The organism is Dyadobacter subterraneus (genome assembly GCF_015221875.1).
Lineage (GTDB): Bacteria > Bacteroidota > Bacteroidia > Cytophagales > Spirosomataceae > Dyadobacter > Dyadobacter subterraneus.
This window is the reverse complement of the sequence record NZ_JACYGY010000001.1, coordinates 1,187,264-1,206,511: the sequence shown is the minus strand read 5'-3', so window position 1 is coordinate 1,206,511 and position 19,248 is coordinate 1,187,264. Positions and strand designations below refer to the sequence as shown.

General features: G+C 40.6%; 12 protein-coding genes. 11 read left to right on the top strand and 1 reads right to left on the bottom strand.

What is annotated here, in order from left to right:
* The first annotated feature begins 196 nt into the window (after positions 1-196).
* The 4 genes from IEE83_RS05055 (at position 197) to IEE83_RS33520 (ending at position 3,449) form a co-directional block, all read left to right on the top strand.
* Positions 197-781 (top strand): RNA polymerase sigma factor, encoded by a 585-nt coding sequence (locus IEE83_RS05055; RefSeq protein ID WP_194119527.1) that lies wholly within the window; start codon positions 197-199, stop codon positions 779-781.
* A 90-nt stretch (positions 782-871) separates the two neighbouring features.
* Positions 872-2,710 (top strand): alkaline phosphatase, encoded by a 1,839-nt coding sequence (locus IEE83_RS05050; protein ID WP_194119526.1) that lies wholly within the window; start codon positions 872-874, stop codon positions 2,708-2,710.
* A 101-nt stretch (positions 2,711-2,811) separates the two neighbouring features.
* The gene (locus IEE83_RS05045; protein WP_194119525.1) at positions 2,812-3,048 is read left to right on the top strand and encodes a hypothetical protein; all 237 of its coding nucleotides are present in this window, start codon (positions 2,812-2,814) and stop codon (positions 3,046-3,048) included.
* 50 nt (positions 3,049-3,098) lie between these two features.
* Entirely contained in the window at positions 3,099-3,449 is a 351-nt protein-coding gene (locus IEE83_RS33520) for a type II toxin-antitoxin system VapC family toxin (protein ID WP_194119524.1), read from the top strand.
* 60 nt (positions 3,450-3,509) lie between these two features.
* Here IEE83_RS33520 and IEE83_RS05035 read toward each other — a convergent pair whose 3' ends face one another.
* Positions 3,510-4,790: a metal-dependent hydrolase family protein gene (locus IEE83_RS05035; RefSeq protein WP_194119523.1), complete on the bottom strand. Its 1,281-nt coding sequence runs from the start codon at positions 4,788-4,790 to the stop codon at positions 3,510-3,512.
* Between the two features lie 198 nt (positions 4,791-4,988).
* Between IEE83_RS05035 and IEE83_RS05030 the strand changes: the two genes are divergently transcribed.
* The 7 genes from IEE83_RS05030 to IEE83_RS05000 all read left to right on the top strand — a co-directional run bounded on the left by IEE83_RS05030 (position 4,989) and on the right by IEE83_RS05000 (position 19,188).
* Positions 4,989-6,005 (top strand): FecR family protein, encoded by a 1,017-nt coding sequence (locus tag IEE83_RS05030; RefSeq protein ID WP_194119522.1) that lies wholly within the window; start codon positions 4,989-4,991, stop codon positions 6,003-6,005.
* Positions 6,006-6,218: 213 nt separating this feature from the next.
* Positions 6,219-9,632: a SusC/RagA family TonB-linked outer membrane protein gene (locus IEE83_RS05025; RefSeq protein WP_228101681.1), complete on the top strand. Its 3,414-nt coding sequence runs from the start codon at positions 6,219-6,221 to the stop codon at positions 9,630-9,632.
* 13 nt (positions 9,633-9,645) lie between these two features.
* Positions 9,646-11,244 (top strand): RagB/SusD family nutrient uptake outer membrane protein, encoded by a 1,599-nt coding sequence (locus tag IEE83_RS05020; protein WP_194119521.1) that lies wholly within the window; start codon positions 9,646-9,648, stop codon positions 11,242-11,244.
* Between the two features lie 491 nt (positions 11,245-11,735).
* Positions 11,736-12,308, top strand: coding sequence for an RNA polymerase sigma-70 factor (locus IEE83_RS05015; protein WP_194119520.1), 573 nt, complete (start codon positions 11,736-11,738; stop codon positions 12,306-12,308).
* Positions 12,309-12,487: 179 nt separating this feature from the next.
* On the top strand, positions 12,488-13,669 hold the full coding sequence (locus IEE83_RS05010; RefSeq protein ID WP_194119519.1) for a FecR family protein: 1,182 nt from the start codon (positions 12,488-12,490) through the stop codon (positions 13,667-13,669).
* Positions 13,670-13,788: 119 nt separating this feature from the next.
* Entirely contained in the window at positions 13,789-17,367 is a 3,579-nt protein-coding gene (locus IEE83_RS05005; protein WP_228101680.1) for a TonB-dependent receptor, read from the top strand.
* A gap of 45 nt (positions 17,368-17,412) precedes the next feature.
* On the top strand, positions 17,413-19,188 hold the full coding sequence (locus tag IEE83_RS05000) for a RagB/SusD family nutrient uptake outer membrane protein (protein WP_194119518.1): 1,776 nt from the start codon (positions 17,413-17,415) through the stop codon (positions 19,186-19,188).
* Positions 19,189-19,248 lie beyond the last annotated feature (60 nt).

Here is a 19,248-nt window from a genome sequence, read left to right as displayed (position 1 = left end):
GGTGGGCAAAATACAACTATTCACTTGGTTAGTACTAAATTGTACAAAAATTTTAACATTATTAACTTATTGTTATTAAAAAACGAAAAAACATAGAGATTACTTAATTTTCAAGTGAAGTGCATGAGCAAATTTAGACTGATTTTTGTTAAAAATTTCTTACCTTAATCTTAAAAGGATTGAGGCATTGAAACCTATGAGCCAGTTGTATCTTACCTATTCCGATGAAAATATTCTTGAACTGATTGGTCAGGACGACGAACTTGCGTTTGGCGAGCTTTATGAACGTTATTTCAAGGTTTTGTTTAACTATGTATTTTCCAAGGTAGGAGATCAATTTTCAGCGCAGGAAATCGTTCAGGAACTGTTTGTAAATATCTGGCAGCAGCGTCAGAAAAACCAGATTCAGACTTGCCGGCCATTTTTATTTGCCGTCGCAAAAAAATCTGTGATAAATTTTTACAGAAAAGAATTCACCCGGAAACATCATTACAATCAATGGGAAATCCAGGCTTCAACTATTTCGGAGCTGACGGATCAGACAATACTTACGGCCGACCTGCAAAGCAAATATGAAAGGGCGCTGGAAATGTTGCCTGCAAAATGCCGGGAGGTTTTCATCCGCAGCCGTCAGGGACTTTCCAATCGCGAAATTGCCGCAGAATTGATCATTTCTGAAAAAACAGTAGAACAGCATATTACAAAAGCTCTCCGCATTTTAAGACAACATTTGAAGGAACATCTGGCCTACCTGATTATTTTTTATCAATTATTTTTGTAATCCGGATAAGGGTAATTTCTTTCGGACACGACTTTTATTCCAAATTAACATTTATTCAATTTCCGTTCAGACAGAACGTCCTTCCCATTTATGAAGTTTATTATCCCAGCTTTCCTTTCCGCATTTCTTTTTGTTAATCAGGTTAATGCTCAGAGTCCGGTTCGTTATAGTACGGCACAAGCGCATTCTCATAATGACTACGAACAAAATATTCCGTTCCTACGCGCATATTACCAACAATTCGGCTCAATAGAAGCTGACATTTTCCTGAAAAACGACAGCATTTTTGTAGCGCATGACCAAAAATATATCACATCAAAAAATACATTTCAAGCACTTTACCTGAAACCGATCCTCGATCAGATTGAAAAGAATAAAGGGAGCATATATCCTGATAAAAACCTGGGTTTGCAGTTATTGATCGATTTAAAAACGCCAGGAAAAGAAACCATTCCGGCACTTGTAAAAATATTAAAGCCGTATGAAAATATCTTTTATCCAAAAGGGCCAGTCAAAATTGTACTAAGCGGTGATGTTCCTCCGCCTCAGGAATTTAACCAATATCCGGATTATCTGTTTTTTGATGGAAGGCCGGATATTCAGTATACCAAAGCACAGCTCGAAAAAGTTGGTCTGATCAGTCAGGATTTTACAAAGTATACCAAATGGAACGGAAAAGGAATTTTAGTAAAAAGTGAGAAAAATGCCATTGATGCTGTAATCAAAAAAGTACATGATCAGGGCAAAAAAGTGCGTTTCTGGGCTACTCCTGATAATGTCAATGCCTGGAAAATGCTGATGAATATGGGACTTGATTATTTGAATACTGATAAAGTAGAGGAATTGGGCCCTTATCTGAGAAAACGTGTGGATGCGGAATATACCGCTGAAAAAGTCCAGTCACTTTACAAACCAACTTATCGCAATAATGACAAGGAATCCAAAGTCAAAAATATAATTTTATTAATAGGCGACGGCATGGGACTTGCGCAGATTTATTCTGGTGTTACAGCCAATCGCGGAGAACTTAACCTTACCAGATTTTTAAACATTGGTTTTTCCAAAACCAATGCTGCGGATAGTTATATCACTGATTCCGCTGCCGGCGCAACAGCTATGGCTACTGGTAAAAAAGCCAGAAACAGAGCTATTGGTGTTGATACCAACAATATTCCACTTCCCAACTTACCTGATAAAATCAAACCATTTGGTATCAAAACAGGTCTGATATCAGCAGGAAATATTGTAGATGCTACACCCGCCGCATTTTACGCACACCGGACTGACAGAGCGATGGAAGCTCAGATTGCACATGATTATTTGAAATCTCCCGTTGATATTTTAATCGGTGGCGGCGCTCCGCTTTTTGAAAAAGAAAAGGTCGCAGATTCACTTAAATTACAGGGAATCCAGTTTTCAAATCAGTGGAAAGATTTAAATACACTGAAAACGCCGTTTGTACTTCTGGATGATTCTAAAACAGTATCGATATTGAACGGACGTGGAAATTTCCTGACAGAAGCATTTAAAAGAACGCAGGAATCTCTGGCAAAAAATGAAAAAGGATTTTTCATTATGGCCGAAGGCGCGCAGATTGATTACGGCGGACATGCCAATAAAGTACCTTATGATGTTACTGAAATGCTGGATTTTGATCAGCTGATTGGAGAAGCATTGCGTTTTGCAGATAGTAATGGTGAAACACTTGTTATCGTTACCGCTGATCACGAAACCGGCGGTTTAACTTTACTGGATGGCGATCTGAAAAAAGGATATGTTGATGGTAATTTTAGTACCAATGATCATACTTCGGTAATGGTTCCGGTTTTCGCCTATGGCCCCCACTCTATGGATTTCAGAGGGGTTTATGAGAATACGGAGATTTATGAAAAGATATTGGGGATATTTAAAAAGTATGGGAAGAAGTAGTCAATTTTTTTTTAAAATTATTCAAATTCAGCATATTCCAGTTTTGGCACTTTAACATTTTCTAAAATAATAGTAACTTGAAGTGTTTAAACCATAACATCATGCAACACACATTTAAAATAAACACTGAAAATCTCAATGAAGACTTTATCAAAACGCTCCAAAGTGTCTTTGGTAAACAGGAAATCATAATTTTGGCTAACGATCAAAAATCGCAAAAACCAACAAATCAAAAAGAAATTTACAGAAAGTCTCTTGAAATAAGAGAAAGGTTTAAAAATATGAATGTTGACCCGAATCTGGATCTTTCTTCTTTGGCTGACGATATCAATTTGTGATTTATTTTGATGCCGATGTTCTGATTCACTTTCTGATTCCTTAAGATATATTGAAACATGAACTGGCCAATAATCTGTATCATATAGCTACTGAAAAGAATCAGTTTTTCGTTTCACTTTTATGTCTCCAGGAAACTGCTTTTGTTCTGCATAAGTTAGGGAAAAAGGCAGATGATATAGAAGCAATGCTATATAATTTCTTATCATTTCAGTTTGTACCTTATCAAGTTTCAGATTTGATTCGCGCCATTGATCTGGCAAAATTGATTGGATTCAATAATACGAATGATTGTATTCATCTTTCAATCGCCGAAACTCACTGCACTGAAATTTATACTTTTAATAAGTCAGATTTCAAGCGTCTCCAAAATTTGACCAAGTTGAAAATCACGTTATTATAGTTATCAATAAACAAATGGCCAGCTTTTGCAGGCCGGCTATTTGTTTATTGATAAAACACGTTACTTCAACTTATATACCACCCCATCTTTCATCACAAAAGTCACATTCATCATCACTGCCGGATCTTTTAGCGGATCTGAGTCTACGGCAATGATGTCAGCAAGTTTTCCTGCCTCCACCGAACCGATCTGATCTTTCATACTTAGTATCTCGGAATTCGTGCGTGTAGCAGCAAGCAACGCTTCTGCCATCGGCATTCCTGCTTCTGTCATGTAAACAAATTCTTTGGCGTTTTTTCCATGAACATAAACACCTGCGTCTGTTCCAAAACCTATTTTCACGCCAGCCTTATACGCTTTTGCAAAAGATTCCTGAATCATTTTTCCCGTTTCAAGTGCTTTTGGGACAACAAGCGGATGATAATACCCAGGAATTTTGGCAGAGTCCGAAGCAGTCTTTCCGGCAATAATCGTCGGAACCAGATATGCGCCTTTTTCCTTGAAAAGTTTGATACATTCATCATCCAGGAATGAACCGTGCTCGATCGTTGTAACGCCGGCACGAAGTGCGCGTTTCATACCTTCGGCTCCATGGGCATGCGCTGCCACTTTCAGTCCGTAATCATTCGCAGTTTCAATTAAAGCTTTTAATTCATCAGGTTGAAATTGTGGCCCCTTTCCATTTTTAGCGATACTTAACACACCGCCTGTTGCTGTGATTTTGATCCAGTCAACGCCATCTTTATAACGTTGGCGAATGGCCTGACGTGCTTCATCCGGACTGTTAATAACGCCATCCAGCGCAGCAGGAGGCAATTGTAATTCCGGTTTGATACCATTTGAAGGATCGCCGTGACCACCTGTGGTTGCAATCGTTTTTCCGGATGTCAGTATTCTCGGACCTACAACAACACCTCTGTTGATCGCATTACGCAAAGCAATATTGGCACCGCTTCCACCTAAATCTCTAACGGTTGTAAAACCTGCCATCAAAGTGGTTACTCCATTTTTCTGCGCATCAAATGCAACGTCAGCCATGTTTTGCTGAATTCTTTTTTGAAACTGATCCTTGCTCGTTTCACCTTCCAGATGGACGTGCATATCAATCAGCCCGGGCAAAACAGTTTTACTTTTCAGGTCAATCACTTTATCGGCTGAAAGTGCTGCCGAATATCCATTTTCAACGGAAATAATTTTATTTTTTTCAACAATAACGGTAACAGAAGGTCTCAACGAGCCATTGGTACCATCAAACAAATTGCCGCAATAAATCACAGTGCGCTGGGCAAAAACACTGCTGACCGAAAAAACTGCAAGAAAAGTTAGGTAGATAAATTTCATAATAAGATGTTTTTGAGAAGTAATTGAGGTATTCCATTACTTGTAAATAACTGAAAGTAAGGTTTATAAACATACCGATTGGCAGGCTTTAATCAAAATTTAAAATGACCTCAAAAGTTTTTAAAAATATTTTCAAACCGACTAAGGGTAAGGCTGTTTTCATACGACTTGGTTTTAAATTGATAACTAAAACCCTGTATGAATCAACCTGTACCGTCTGCTTTCCTGTTGGAGAAATACCTTAATGATCAATGCACTGCTCAGGAAAAAGAAGTGGTAGAAAAATGGTATGCGTCAATAAATGGCAAAACGGATTATCTGGATTCGCTGTCTGAAAGTGAACAAATCCGTTTGCAGAAAGAAACCTTTGACTACATCAAAACGCAGATAGAAAAGAAGGAAACCAGGACAAAGACTTTCTCTCCTGCTTTCATCTGGTTAAGCGGAATTGCGGCTTCATTATTGATCGGATTAGGATTTTATTTTCTTAATCAGCGTTCAGAAAATATTTCTCCGATTGCGGCTTCAAATATCCAGAAAGAAGTCATTTCGGATACAATTTATTTTCAGAACAATGAGCCGCGGATGGTTATGCACAAACTTCCGGATGGAAGTTCAGTATGGATGCATGCAGATGCCGCAATTTCCTACCCAAAAAAATTCCAGAATGATAAAAGAACCGTAACGTTTAGCGGTGAAGGTTTTTTTGATATCGCCCATGACAAAACCCGGCCATTCCTGATTCAGAGCGGCGAGGTAAAAATTAAAGTATTAGGTACGCGCTTCAACGTAAAGGCACGCGAAAAACAGAAAATGCTTGAAGTATCGGTTGTTTCCGGTAGCGTTTCAGTAACCGCGCCAGGCGAAAAAAACACACAGGAAGTAATTCTGAAGCCTCAGCAAAAAGCATTTTTCGAGCCAAAGTCAAAACGACTAACATTTTTTGAAATACCAAGTCAGACTAAAAAAGAAATATTTGAACCGGTCACGATTGTATTTGAAGAAACACGGCTCACCTCTGTCATTCAGCAATTGGAGCAGCGTTTTGAGACACACATTCTTCTTGTAAATCCGGCCATGTATAACTGCAAATTAACCGCAGACTTTGAACAACAATCATTACCGGTAATCCTGGAAATGCTTTGTACTTCTCTGGAAGCGAGTTATTCAATGTCGGAGAATACCATTTTGATTGACGGAAATGCTTGTAAATAAAATAAATAACCCGCTTACTTAACCCAAACCACCGACCTCATGAAAAAAGACTTTACTATTCCGCCCTGACTTTGCAAGCATAAAAAAGGCCGGATGTGTACCACCACACCCGGCCCTAAATTGCTTATTTCCCCAATGATTTCTCATATCACGTACCACCGTGAGAAGGGAAATGAAATGTCCAATAGTTCCAACAATCAGACAATCAAAATTATGCAAAAATCAGTACGTAACAAGCCGATCAACTGGCAAAAACTTATGCGCATCGGATTGCTTCAATGGATCATGGCCGCTTTACTTGCCAGCTCCGGCTACGCAAGGGAAAGTTCGGCGCAGTCTATCCTGAGTAAGGATATGACGCTGCGGTTAGACAACGTTACGCTTAAAGAGGCGTTGGGACAAATTCAGAAAAAAACGGACGTAAAATTTGTTTATAGCAGCCGCGTTTCTCTGCAAAGTAAGATCAAACTTAACGTAGAACATCAAAAACTTTCGAATGTTCTGGATCAGCTGCTGACTCCGCGCGGAATAAGCTATAAGGTTATTAATGAGCAAATTGTGTTGGCAAGTACGCAGAACCGGTCTACATTTCAATTACCTGAAATAGAGGCAAAAATACGGAATTTAACTGCACCGGCTGAAATCACAATCAAAGGAAAAGTACTTTCTGCTGATAACAATGAACCCCTTCCGGGCGTTAGTGTCGTGATAAAAGGAACACAGCGTGGTACTTCAACAGATGCAGTTGGCGCGTATGAAATTGCAGTTCCAAACGGTGATGCTTCACTTATTTTCAGTTTTGTGGGTTATCAGAGTCAGGAAGTTGTGGTGGGAAGTAAATCATCCATCAATATTTCTCTTTCTGTTGATACCAAATCCTTGGATGAGCTTGTAGTCATTGGTTACGGTACGGCAAAGAAAAGTGATTTATCAGCGGCAGTATCTTCTGTGCCGGATATGGCTCAGATCAAAAACCGTCCGGTACTGGATGTGGGTAACATGATTCAGGGTAAAGTTCCAGGTGTAACAGCCGTAAGTAATGGCGGTCACCCGGATCAAACGCCAAGCATCACGATTCGCGGTACCGGATCACGCAGTGGGGAAAGCGTTTTGTACGTTGTTGATGGTGTACCAAATGCACCTTACAACCCTTCTGATATTGAATCAATTACCATTCTGAAAGATGCTGCATCAGCGGCTATTTACGGTGCATTTTCCGGTTCTGCCGGTGTTATTCTGATCACGACCAGACAGGCAACTGCTGGTAAACCTAGTATTGAATATTCAGGATTTCGCGGAATTAAACAGGCCTGGAAACTGCCAAATTCTTTAACAGCCGATAAAGAAGCTTACGTTTCAAACCTTGCTTTTACAAACGCCGGTCTGGCGCCACTTGATGGATGGGATGCTACAAAAAATCCTTACGCACAGGTTACACGTACCAACTGGATTGACGAAATTTTCAGAACCGGAATTGTTCAGAGACATAATATCAGCATCAATGCAGGTACCGATAAATTCTCTACGCTTTTCCAGGGTCGTTACGAAAAAAATGAGGGAACACTTTTAAATACTTACAGCCAGAATATTTCTCTTCGTTTCAATTCTGTATATAAATTCACAGATAATCTGAAATTCCGTCAGGAAGTTTTCTGGAATAACAGCGATAGTCGTGGAACTGAAACCAGCAGCGGATATAGCGGAACAATTCTTTCGGCTATGTATATGCCACGTTCTGCAACGGTTTATTATGATGATGGTTCATTTGGTGGCGTAGGTCCGAGAGATTCACAATATCTTGGTATTCATGGAGATGCGATCAATCCGGTTGCTACTTTGTTAAAAAACAAACCTTACAATAAAGGCAACGATCTTCAATCCGTTTCTGAATTTTCTTATTCCAATATCATTCCCGGATTATCATTTCTGACAAGATTTTCATACCGTCAGCATGGTTCTCTTTACAAAAATTTCACTCCGAAAAGAACCGAGCCGGGTAAGCCTAATAACCAAAATACTCTGACTTATTCGACAGATAAGTCCTACAACTGGATATGGGAAAATACTGCTAACTATGCCAGAGTTTTTGGTAAACATAACATCGGAGCAATGCTTTCCACTACCTCTCAGGAAAGCGGAGCAAAAGGTTTCAGTGCTACGGCCAGAGATCTTAGCGATGAGGAAGACTGGGCGCAATTTTTCATTAACGCCAGTACTTTCACTTCCGACAGACCTACGGATTACGACTGGAAAGACCGTAACGTTTCTTATGTTGGACGACTTTCTTACAGCTGGGCTGACCGTTATTTCCTGACAGGAAGTTACCGTTACGATATAGCCGGACGTTTGGCGGAAGGTTACCGTGGAAAAGGTTTTCCTGCTGCAACGGCCGCATGGAAAATAAGCTCGGAACCTTTCTTTAATGTACCTGCTGTTGATCTTTTGAAAATCAGAGCGAGCTGGGGACGTATTGGAAATATCGGATCTGTTGGCCGTTACTATGGCTACTCTACCCTGACTTCGGATTATACATATCAGGTTGGCGATGGCGGAGTTTATTCGAGAGCCCTGTATGTTTCTGCACTAAAAAACCCGAAACTTTCATGGGAAACTTCGCAGCAAACAGATATCGGCATTGACGTTTCTTTGTTGAAACAAAAATTAACACTTTCTGCTGACTATTTTGACAAGTTAACATACAACCTGATCAAACAGCAGGATACCGACTGGACCAACACTTACGGTTATGGTGCTCCTTATATAAACCAGGGAAAGATCAGCAATAAAGGTTTTGAATTTGTTGCTTCATGGAAAGACAAGGCAGGCGAACTTGGATATGAGATCAGCGGTAATGTTGCAACACTAAAAAACAGAGTGAAATATATTGACGAAAATCCAAATTCAGTTTGGGTGCATTCTGATGCATGGAGAGGTACGATTTCGCCATATCGCTCAACTGTGGGACAACCTTATTATTCCTACTGGTTGGTAAAAACAGATGGAATTTTCCAGTCGGATGAAGCGGCGAACAGCTATACCTTAAACGGAACAAAAATTCAGCCAAACGCAAAAGCAGGAGATTTGAAATTTGTTGATTTGAACGGCGACGGAAAAATTGATGACAGCGACAGATCTTACATGGGCAGCGCATTTCCAAAAATCACTTACGGTTTTACAACAAATCTTAACTGGAAATCATTTGACCTGAGCATGTTCTGGCAAGGTGTTGGAGGTGTCAAACTTTTCAACGCCTTCAAAGAATCTACATTGAACGCATCAGAACAAGGTTACAACCGTTGGGATAAAATCCTGGATGCATGGTCGCCCACTAATACGGGTTCAAACATTCCAAAGATCAATGCAAGTGATGCTAATAAAAACTTCCAGACTGCTTCTGACTGGTATCTTGAAAGCGGAAATTATGTTCGTTTGAAAAGTTTGGTTATCGGTTACACCGTACCAAAATTTGTTAAAGGTGCCAATCTTCGTATTTATTTAAGCGGCGACAATTTGCTGACATTCACAAAATATTCAGGTATGGATCCGGAAGTTGGAGGTATCGGTCTGGATGGCGGACAATTCCCGGTTTCCCGTGTGTACTCAGCAGGTTTAAAGCTTAAATTCTAACATTCCGAAAATCATGAAACTATATATAAAACATTCAATTTTATCAGGTATGGCAATTATGCTAAGCCTGACTGCATGTGATGAAAGTTGGGTAGATACCAAGCCAAACGGAGAGTCAACTACTGCTTATTTCTGGGATAGCGAGGACGATGTGATCAAAGGTGTGGCTTCCATGTATGTGGCCATGCGTGATGAAGCTACCTGGGGCCGCGACCTTTTCTGGGTTCAAAATGCGAGTGACGATTTGATCGTTGGAAGATCAAAAGCCGATGGAGAAAACATCAAAAACTTTATTCCATCTGGTAATGAAGGCTATTTGACAGGCGGTTGGAATGATTTGTATTCGATGATGAATAAAGCAAACCAAACGATTGAAGGTGTGCAAAAAGCTACGAATGTAAGTGATGCTATCAGAAACCGTTCTCTTGGTGAAGCCTATTTCATACGTGCTTTTTCTCATTTCTGGCTTGCTTATTTGTGGGGACACAAAGATCAGGGCGTTCCTTACGATGGAATTGAAAATGCAGAATTCGGTTACAGAATTCCGCCTCAGCTTCCTTCTGTAACCGATAACTACGCTCAAATTATCAGCGATTTACAAAAGGCAGCCGATCTTCTTCCTTTGTTCCAGACTTACGGAGCGGCCGATCAGGGAAGAGCACATAAGGCTGCGGCATGGGGTTATATGGTTAAAACATATGCTTACTGGGCGCAATACGACAATACCAAATGGGCAGCAATTCCTGAAATTGCAGATAAAATTAAAAATGAAGGCGGTCGCGCACTTATGACCGGACAAGGCAGCAGTCTTGCCAATTACAAATCGGTTTTTAAGGCAGCCAATAACTGGGGAACGGAATACATCTGGTCTGTAACTTCGGGTGTTCAGGGTGGCTCTGAATTTCCAGGTGTAATTTTGGAAAACAAAGGCTGGGGAATTTATAACGGCTGGGGTTATTTCCAGCCAACTGCTGAGCTCTATGATGAATATGAAGCAAACGACCCGCGCCGTGAAGCAACGATTTTGAAGTTTGGTGACAAATTCACTTTCTTCGGTGTTGAGCGTTCTTATTTTTCAACCAATAGTTTATCAGGCTTCCAGATCAATAAGTATATGGATCCTTACAGCAATGGGACAAACCAGGATCCGGGAACAAATACGCAGATCAACCAGAATGGCGACTACCCTACTACAACGTTGAATTTGCCTTTGATGCGTTATGCAGAAATTTTACTTTTCAAAGCAGAAGCACTCATTCAACAAGGTAAAAACACTGAGGCTGCCGCGCCATTGAACGAAGTGCGTGCCCGTGTGGGACTTGCTCCAATTACTGCCCCGACACTTGCTAACCTGAAACATGAACGCCGCGTAGAATTGGGTTGTGAATGGACGGACCGTCTGGCGGATTTAAAACGTTGGGGTGATTATGATAAAATCAACGCACCGCTTCACGGCCGCATTCATGCAAACAAAACGGACCCTGCTTCCACTTATACAGTTCAGCAGGTTTGGCCGGCAAGAAAATTTACCGCTGCAAAATTAGCATGGCCGATCAGTCCAAATGAAATTGCAAGAAGTAACGGCGCTTACAAACAAACACCCGGCTGGTAATATTTCAGTTTAAAAATAAAAGTATGCAGGGCGCTGGATGTAAATCCGGCGCCCTGTTTTCTTTTGAGACATACAGAAATAACACAACTCATAGATTCAATAAAATTTTTATTTTTAAAACTAATTATAGTCTTAATTGTAATAAAAAACGATTTAGCATGGATTATTATGCCATCGTGACCTCAATCCTGTTTCTTAATAAAATCATAACATTATAAATGCGATAATAACTTTGGTGTAAAATACCTTTGAACTGTAAATGTCAGGGACGTCAGGAAGAATTGAGTTCCAGCTTAACTTTTTCTCCGTTTGACAAGTTCTTAACATTCCAAAAAGAGAACAAAACATAGTGCACAAATTCCTTCCGTCTAATAATTCAACAAGAAAACTAATTAGTTTTATTCAAAGAAAAATTAATACTTTTAGCGACTGTTTTCTTCCGGATTATTCAAGAAAAGAGATTGAGCACGATTACTTTTGTCTAACAGAATATGGATTCTTTATATACCAAACCTGACTCAGCACAAGACAAAAGTGAAAACAGAATTGCTTTTGAAATGCTGTTCAACAGAAATTATTCCAACCTTGTCTACTTTTCCTTTAACATCGTTAAAGATAAAGGCGAGGCAGAAGATATAGCTCAGGACGCATTTGTAACATACTGGAACCGGAAAGAAGAAGTTGCCGAAGATGACAATGCAATCAAAAGTTTTCTTTACACCACCGTTAAAAATGCCAGTCTAAATTTGTTGAGGCATCAAAAAGTTGTCGAAAAATTCACACTGAATCTTCCTGAGCTTGTTGACGATAAAAACATAATCAACTCCATTATTCAGTCTGAGGTATACTCGAAAATTCATCATGCCATTGAATCCCTTCCGCCGGCATGTCAGCAAATTGCAAGAATGAGTTATCTGGATGATAAGAAGAATAATGAAATCGCGGAAGAACTGGGGATATCTGTCAATACTGTAAAGACACAAAAACAACGGGCGATGCAGCTTTTGCGTCCACAATTTACAGCTGAAATTTTTAGTGTTCTCCTGCTGATCTTTTTAAATTAATCCAGTCAAAATTTTCTTCCAACATTTTTTCAACTCCGGAACAACAGATAATCCTGTTACTTTCTGGGAGTTACGAATTAATTTAATCTAAATTTTTCTTCAAATAAAAATATTTTTCAAAAACCTTTCACCCCAAATTTATTTCTGCGTGTCTTACTAATAAAGAACATAAGCCCGGAATGAAAGCACCTTTTGAAATCGCAGATTTAATTTTCAAATATCTTAATGGAAACCTTTCCAAAGAGGAAAATAAGGTATTACAGGATTGGCTAAACGAAGATATCGCGAATCAGATTTTACTTAATGAATTGCAGAATAAAGACAAAATGGAAGAAGGTCTGCAATTTTTTGAATCGATTGATCAAAATGCTGCCTGGGAAAATATCAACCAGCAAATTGACAGTCCAGTCATTCATCGTTCATTCTGGTCGTATAAAAAGTTCTTCAAATATGCGGCGGCTATTTTGATCACCGGTATTGTTGGTTATGCTTTTTTACACAAAAAGGGAAATCAAACTGCGACTATTGCCAAAACCAAAAAACCTCAAATTTTAAAAAATGACGTGCTTCCCGGAGGAAATAAGGCCACGCTCACCTTGGGCGATGGCAGTGTGATCACACTGGAAGACATGGAAAATGGCACTTTCAAGAAGGAGAATGGCGTAAAAATCAGCAAAAAAGAGGGTCAGCTGGTTTACGAAATCCTTCCAACAGAAAATAGCAGCATCGTCACATACAACACAATAAATACCCCGACGGGTGGCCAATACGAGATTTCGCTCCCCGATGGCAGCAAAGTATGGCTCAACTCAAAATCTTCCTTACACTTCCCAACGGCATTTTCGGGCAAAGAGCGGAAGGTTGAATTAACCGGCGAAGGATATTTTGAAGTCAGCAAAAATAAAGAAAAGCCATTCGTAGTAGAAGCCGGAAAAACGCATGTTGAAGTTTTGGGAACGCACTTTAATATCATGGCTTACGACAATGAAGCCGTTTCCAAAACCACATTGCTGGAAGGCTCGGTAAAAGTAGGAAACGGAGAAAATAAAAAACTGCTGAATCCTGGTCAACAGGCGGTGATTGGATCACAGATTCGTGTACGGACGGCTGATACGGACGAAGCAGTAGCGTGGAAAGAAGGTTATTTCCAGTTTGATAACGAAGATCTGACAACCATTATGCGACAGTTGAAAAGATGGTATGACGTGGACGTCGTGAATGAACAACAGATTCCTAACAAACATTTTACCGCGATGATATCACGAAACACCACCTTGTCAAAAGTGTTGAAAATGCTTGAAATGTCGGGAGAATTAAAATTTGAGATAGAAGACAAAAAAGTAACAATAAGGGAAAAATAATCAGAAGATATAGTAATGCTGGAAAACCGATAGCCGGCCAGGGCTACCGGTCAGAAAGGATTATTAAACAAGTGTACAGTGCGAACCATAAACTTTCAAAATCCAAACATCGTAAAACTATGAAATTAAAGCTACTCTTCAAAAGTAGTAGACGTATCGGCCTTATTCCATCCAAAATCCTGTTCATGATGAAATTAAGCGCTTTCCTACTAGCCGTTGCCTGTATGCAGGTGAGTGCGGCCGCCGTTTCTCAAAAAATCTCAGTTTCCGTAGAAAACGCTCCGCTGGAAAATGTGATCAAAATTATCCAGAAAAGAAGTGGTTATCAGTTCATTTTTAATAACGAACTGTTGAAAAAAGCCAAACCTGTTACAATGAATATTTCGGGCGGTTCGCTTGAACAGGTTTTAGAACAATGTTTCAATAATCAGCCGCTGACTTACAGTTTGATGGAGCGGACTATTGTGGTAAAACCAAAAATTCCAGAGGTAAAAACCCAGATCATTCCGGTTCCGGCGCCCCTAATCGACATCAGCGGAAAAGTTTCTGATGAAAAAGGCGGTGGATTGCCCGGCGTTAGTATCATCGTAAAAGGTACACAACGCGGAACGACCACAGACGGTGAAGGACAATTTAAACTGGATCTGACTGAAAGCGATAAGGACGGAGTTCTGATTTTCAGTTTTGTCGGCTACGTCACAAAAGAACTGCCAATTGGAACAAGAACAACTTTCAATATTTCTCTTGATGCCGATACCAAAGCATTGGAAGAACTGGTTGTTGTAGGTTATGGAACGCAGAAAAAAATGAACCTTACTGGCGCCGTTGACCAGGTTACAAGCAAAGTTCTTGAAAACCGTTCACTTCCAAATCTTGCGCAAGGTTTACAAGGTGTTATCCCAAACCTTAACCTGACCATGGGGGACGGAAAACCGACGCAATCGCCTGCTTACAACATTCGTGGAGCAACTTCGATCGGCCAGGGTGGAAATGCGCTGGTTTTGATTGATGGTGTTGAAGGTGATCCAAGCCGTATCAATCCAAATGATGTTGCCAGCGTTTCCGTTTTGAAAGATGCGGCATCAGCTGCGATTTATGGTGCGAGAGGAGCTTTTGGTGTGGTTTTGATTACCACAAAAACGCCGCAGAAAGATAAAACTACGGTTAGCTATTCGCTTAACCATTCCATCAAAAGTCCAATTGCTGTTCCGGATTTCGTGACTGACGGGTACACTTTTGCCAAAATGTTTAACGAAGGATGGAGCGCATGGAATGACTATTCCCAAACCCCTCAGAACGTCAACAAAACAGTTAAATTCTCTCCGGCATATCTGGCAGAATTTGAAAAACGTTCGAAAGATCCGAGTCTTCCAAAAACGGTTGTTGATCCTGTTACCGGTGAATATGTGTACTATGAAAACATGGACTGGTATAAAGAATTATACAAAAAAACGACCACTGCAACAGAACATAACTTATCCGTTTCCGGAGGCAGCGGCAAGGCAGATTTTCTTGTAACAGGTCGTTATTTCGGTCAGGATGGACTTTTTAAGTACAATTCTGATGATTACAAAATCATGAGTTTACGTGTAAAAGGATCTGTTCAGCTTTATCCATGGCTGAACGTAGCCAACAACGCAGATTTTTCTTCCATGAAATATCACAATCCGCTCAACGTAGGTGAAGGTGGTTCGATATGGAGAAATATTTCAGATGAAGGGCACACCATGGCTCCAATGTTTAACCCGGACGGAACGTTAACCTACTCCGCAGCATACACGGTTGGTGATTTTTATTATGGCAAAAACGGAATTAACACCGACAAGCGTGTTTTCAGAAACACGACCAGTTTTTCCTCTCAGTTCTTCCACGACATTTTAAGAATCAAAGGAAATTTCACTTACCAGAATACAGACAATAACGATTATCGTACGCGGGTTCCGGTTCCTTACAGCCGCAAACCGGGCGTGATTGAATATGTGGGAACAAATTATAACGATCTTCAAAACCTGCTTCGCAATACGCAGTATACCGCTACCAACATCTACGGTGAATTTGAACCGAAAGTTGGTGCAAATCATTATTTCAAAGTATTGGCAGGTTTCAACCAGGAGACGTCACTTTACAAAGAACTTCAGGTCGTTCGTAACGGATTGATTTATGAAGGTGCAAATGACATCAATCTTGCGCTTGGACAAACCATTACAACCGGTGGCGGATATGACAAATGGGCTATTGCCGGTGGTTTTTACCGTGTCAATTATTCATTCAAAGAAAGATATCTGGTAGAATTTAACGGTCGTTATGACGGATCTTCTAAATTCCCGACCAACCAGCGTTTTGCATTTTTCCCATCGGTTTCTGCGGGATGGAGAATTTCTAATGAGCCATTCTGGAAAGTGTCTCCAAAGGTAATTTCCGAGTTGAAATTGAGAGGTTCGTACGGTTCGCTTGGTAATGGAAATATCAATTCTTACAGCTTCCAGGAAAAATTCGCGATCAAGCAGTCAGGAAGAATCCTGAATGGCGTTCGTCCGCAGCAAACCGGGCAGCCAACAGTATTGCCAAACGGATTGACATGGGAAACTTCAAGTACCGCTGATTTCGGTGTGGATGTTTCGATGCTTGCCAATCGTTTGACATTAAATGCGGACGCTTATCAAAGAAAAACAACAGGCATGTTTACAACAGGTATGACTTTGCCAGCCGTTTTTGGTACTGATGTTCCAAAAGGAAATTATGCTGATTTGACAACAAAAGGCTGGGAAGCGGCAATCACATGGCGGGATCAGTTTACAGTTGGATCAAAACCCCTAAACTATTCGATCCGCCTTACAGTGGCAGATTACACAGCAAAAATTGATAAGTATAACAACCCTGACAAAAAGCTGTCCGATTATTACGAAGGCCAGAAACTGGGTGAAATCTGGGGATTTGTGAATGATGGTTATTTCAAATCTGCTGATGACGTTACCAATTCTGCCAAACAAATTTTGTACAAAGCATCCACAACGGGAAAATTGCTTCCGGGTGATATCAAGTTTAAAGATCTGAACGGTGACGGCGTGATTGACATTGGCGATAACACAGTTGCCAAACCGGGTGACAGAAAAATCATTGGAAATTCTCTTCCGCGTTACACCTACGGCGTAACACTTGGTGCTGACTGGAACAATTTCTTCATCTCGGCATTTTTCCAGGGCGTTGCAAAGCAAGACTGGTTTCCAGGACCGGAAGCAGCGATTTTCTGGGGACAATATAACCGTCCGTACAATAAAGTACCGGAATGGCAATTGGGCAATATCTGGTCTGAGGAAAATCCGGATGCTTACCTGCCACGCTACCGCGGATATGTTGCACAAGGTTCAGGCGAGCTTTCTCAAAATCAGACAAAATATTTGCAAAATGTGGCTTACGTCCGTCTGAAAAACTTGCAGATCGGATACAATCTTCCGCATACTTTGACAAATAAATTGAAAATGGCAAGTGCACGTGTATACCTGTCGGGCGACAATGTTTTCACTTATTCTCCAATGTATAAGATCACAAAGGATATCGATGTGGAAAATATCGGAAGATCAGATGCTGTTTTGAATCCGACAGACGATCCATCAAAACCTAATAATGGTAACAGTGGTAATGCAAACAATTACCCGATACTAAAAGGCTTCACCATGGGATTGTCGGTGACTTTCTAATCTATGAAATCTTATTTTTTAGAAGAAAAAATAAATCAAATACTCATGAAATTTAAATTTATAGGACTGTTATTTCTGATCGGCCTTTTGGCTGGCGGATGTCAGGAACTTGATCAGGTTCCGCAGTCTACTGCCGATAACAATGCCGTTTTTAACAGCGAAAAAGGACTTGATCTGTATGCAAATTCCTTTTATGATATTCTGCCGACTGGTAATGATATCATCCGTTCCGACGAAATGAGTGATTTTGGAGCGCGTTCCTCTGTCCCTGATTTCTTGCGTGACGGTGCTTTTGGCCCTCGCCAAAGTTCAGGCTGGGATTGGAAACCACTTCGGAATATCAATTATTTCATCGAAAATAATAACCGTGCAACAGTTCCCGCTGATACCCGGAAACATTACACGGCGCTTGCCCGTCTTTTCAGAGCGATATTTTATTTTGAAAAAGTAAAACGCTTTGGCGATGTGCCCTGGATCAATAAAGCTGCAACAGTCGACGATCCAACTCTTTTCAACGGACGTGATCCGCGTACGATGGTAATGGATTCAGTTTTGGCAGATTTAAATTATGCCTGCGAAAATATTCGCACTACTACCGATAATACCAGAAGTTTGATCACCAAGTCAGTTGCTTATGGCTACAAATCAAGAATCTGTCTTTTTGAAGGTACTTTCAGAAAATACCAGACGACTTACAACTTGCAGTCGAGCGTAGAAAAATGGTTAAACGAATCTATTTCCGCTTCTGAAAAAGTGATTAAAGAAGGCGGCTTCTCTTTGAATGAAACCGGTGGAAATGAGAAATCTTATCGTCAGGTTTTCATTAACAATACGCCGGTAACCAATGAAGTGATGCTTTCCTATGTTTGCGATCCTGCGCTGAGTGTGTATAACGATGCCAACTGGTGGTGGACAAGTTCAACTTATGGAGCAAGATTAAGTTTCACACGCACTTTTGTGAATACATACCTGAATATAGACGGAACGCCTTTTACTGACAAAGCTGGTCACGAAACTATGACTTTTGCGCAGGAAGTTAAAGGCCGAGATAAAAGATTGCAGCAAACGATTCGTATGGGAAACTACAAAAGAATTAATGGCGGAAAAGAAGAAGCTGCGCCTCCTGTTTTCTCTTATACTTACACCGGTTACCAGCCAATTAAATGGACTTTGGATGATACATATTATGATGGCGGAACAAGAAATATCAATTCCATTTCCACGATGCGTTATGCTGAAATTTTGCTGAATTATGCGGAAGCAAAAGCGGAATTGAATAAATTGACTGATGCGGATTGGGCATTAACTGTGGGCGCAATTCGTAAAAGAGCAGGTATCACTGGCGGACTTTCTGCTGTACCAGCCGTAGTTGATCCCTACCTGCAAGCGAATTATTTCCCTGGCATTTCGGATCCGGCCATTCTTGAGATCCGTCGCGAAAGAGGAACTGAGTTGTGTCTTGAAGGTTTCCGTTTTTATGATATCGTTCGCTGGAAACGCGGTTCGTTGATGGAGCAAAAATGGAATGGATTTTACGTTCCGGCTTTGAACACGCCGATGGATCTTAATGAAGATGGTGTGATGGATGTGGCTTTTGTAAAAGGAACGCCTGCATCTCCGGTTGCCGGGGTGACTTATATCAATGTGGCTGAAACAATCAGCGCAGGTCCAAATCCACAGCGTCTTTCCAACGATACTTCGGGAGAAATTACCTGGCTGACTACCGTACCACGCAAATGGGAAGAAAAACATTACCTCTACCCTATTCCTGAAACAGACAGATTGTTCAATCCTAAACTGGGACAAAATCCGGGATGGTAATTGGCCGTCGGCTTTCGGCGGTCGGCTATCAGATCCGGGTTGATATAGATTCTATCCCTT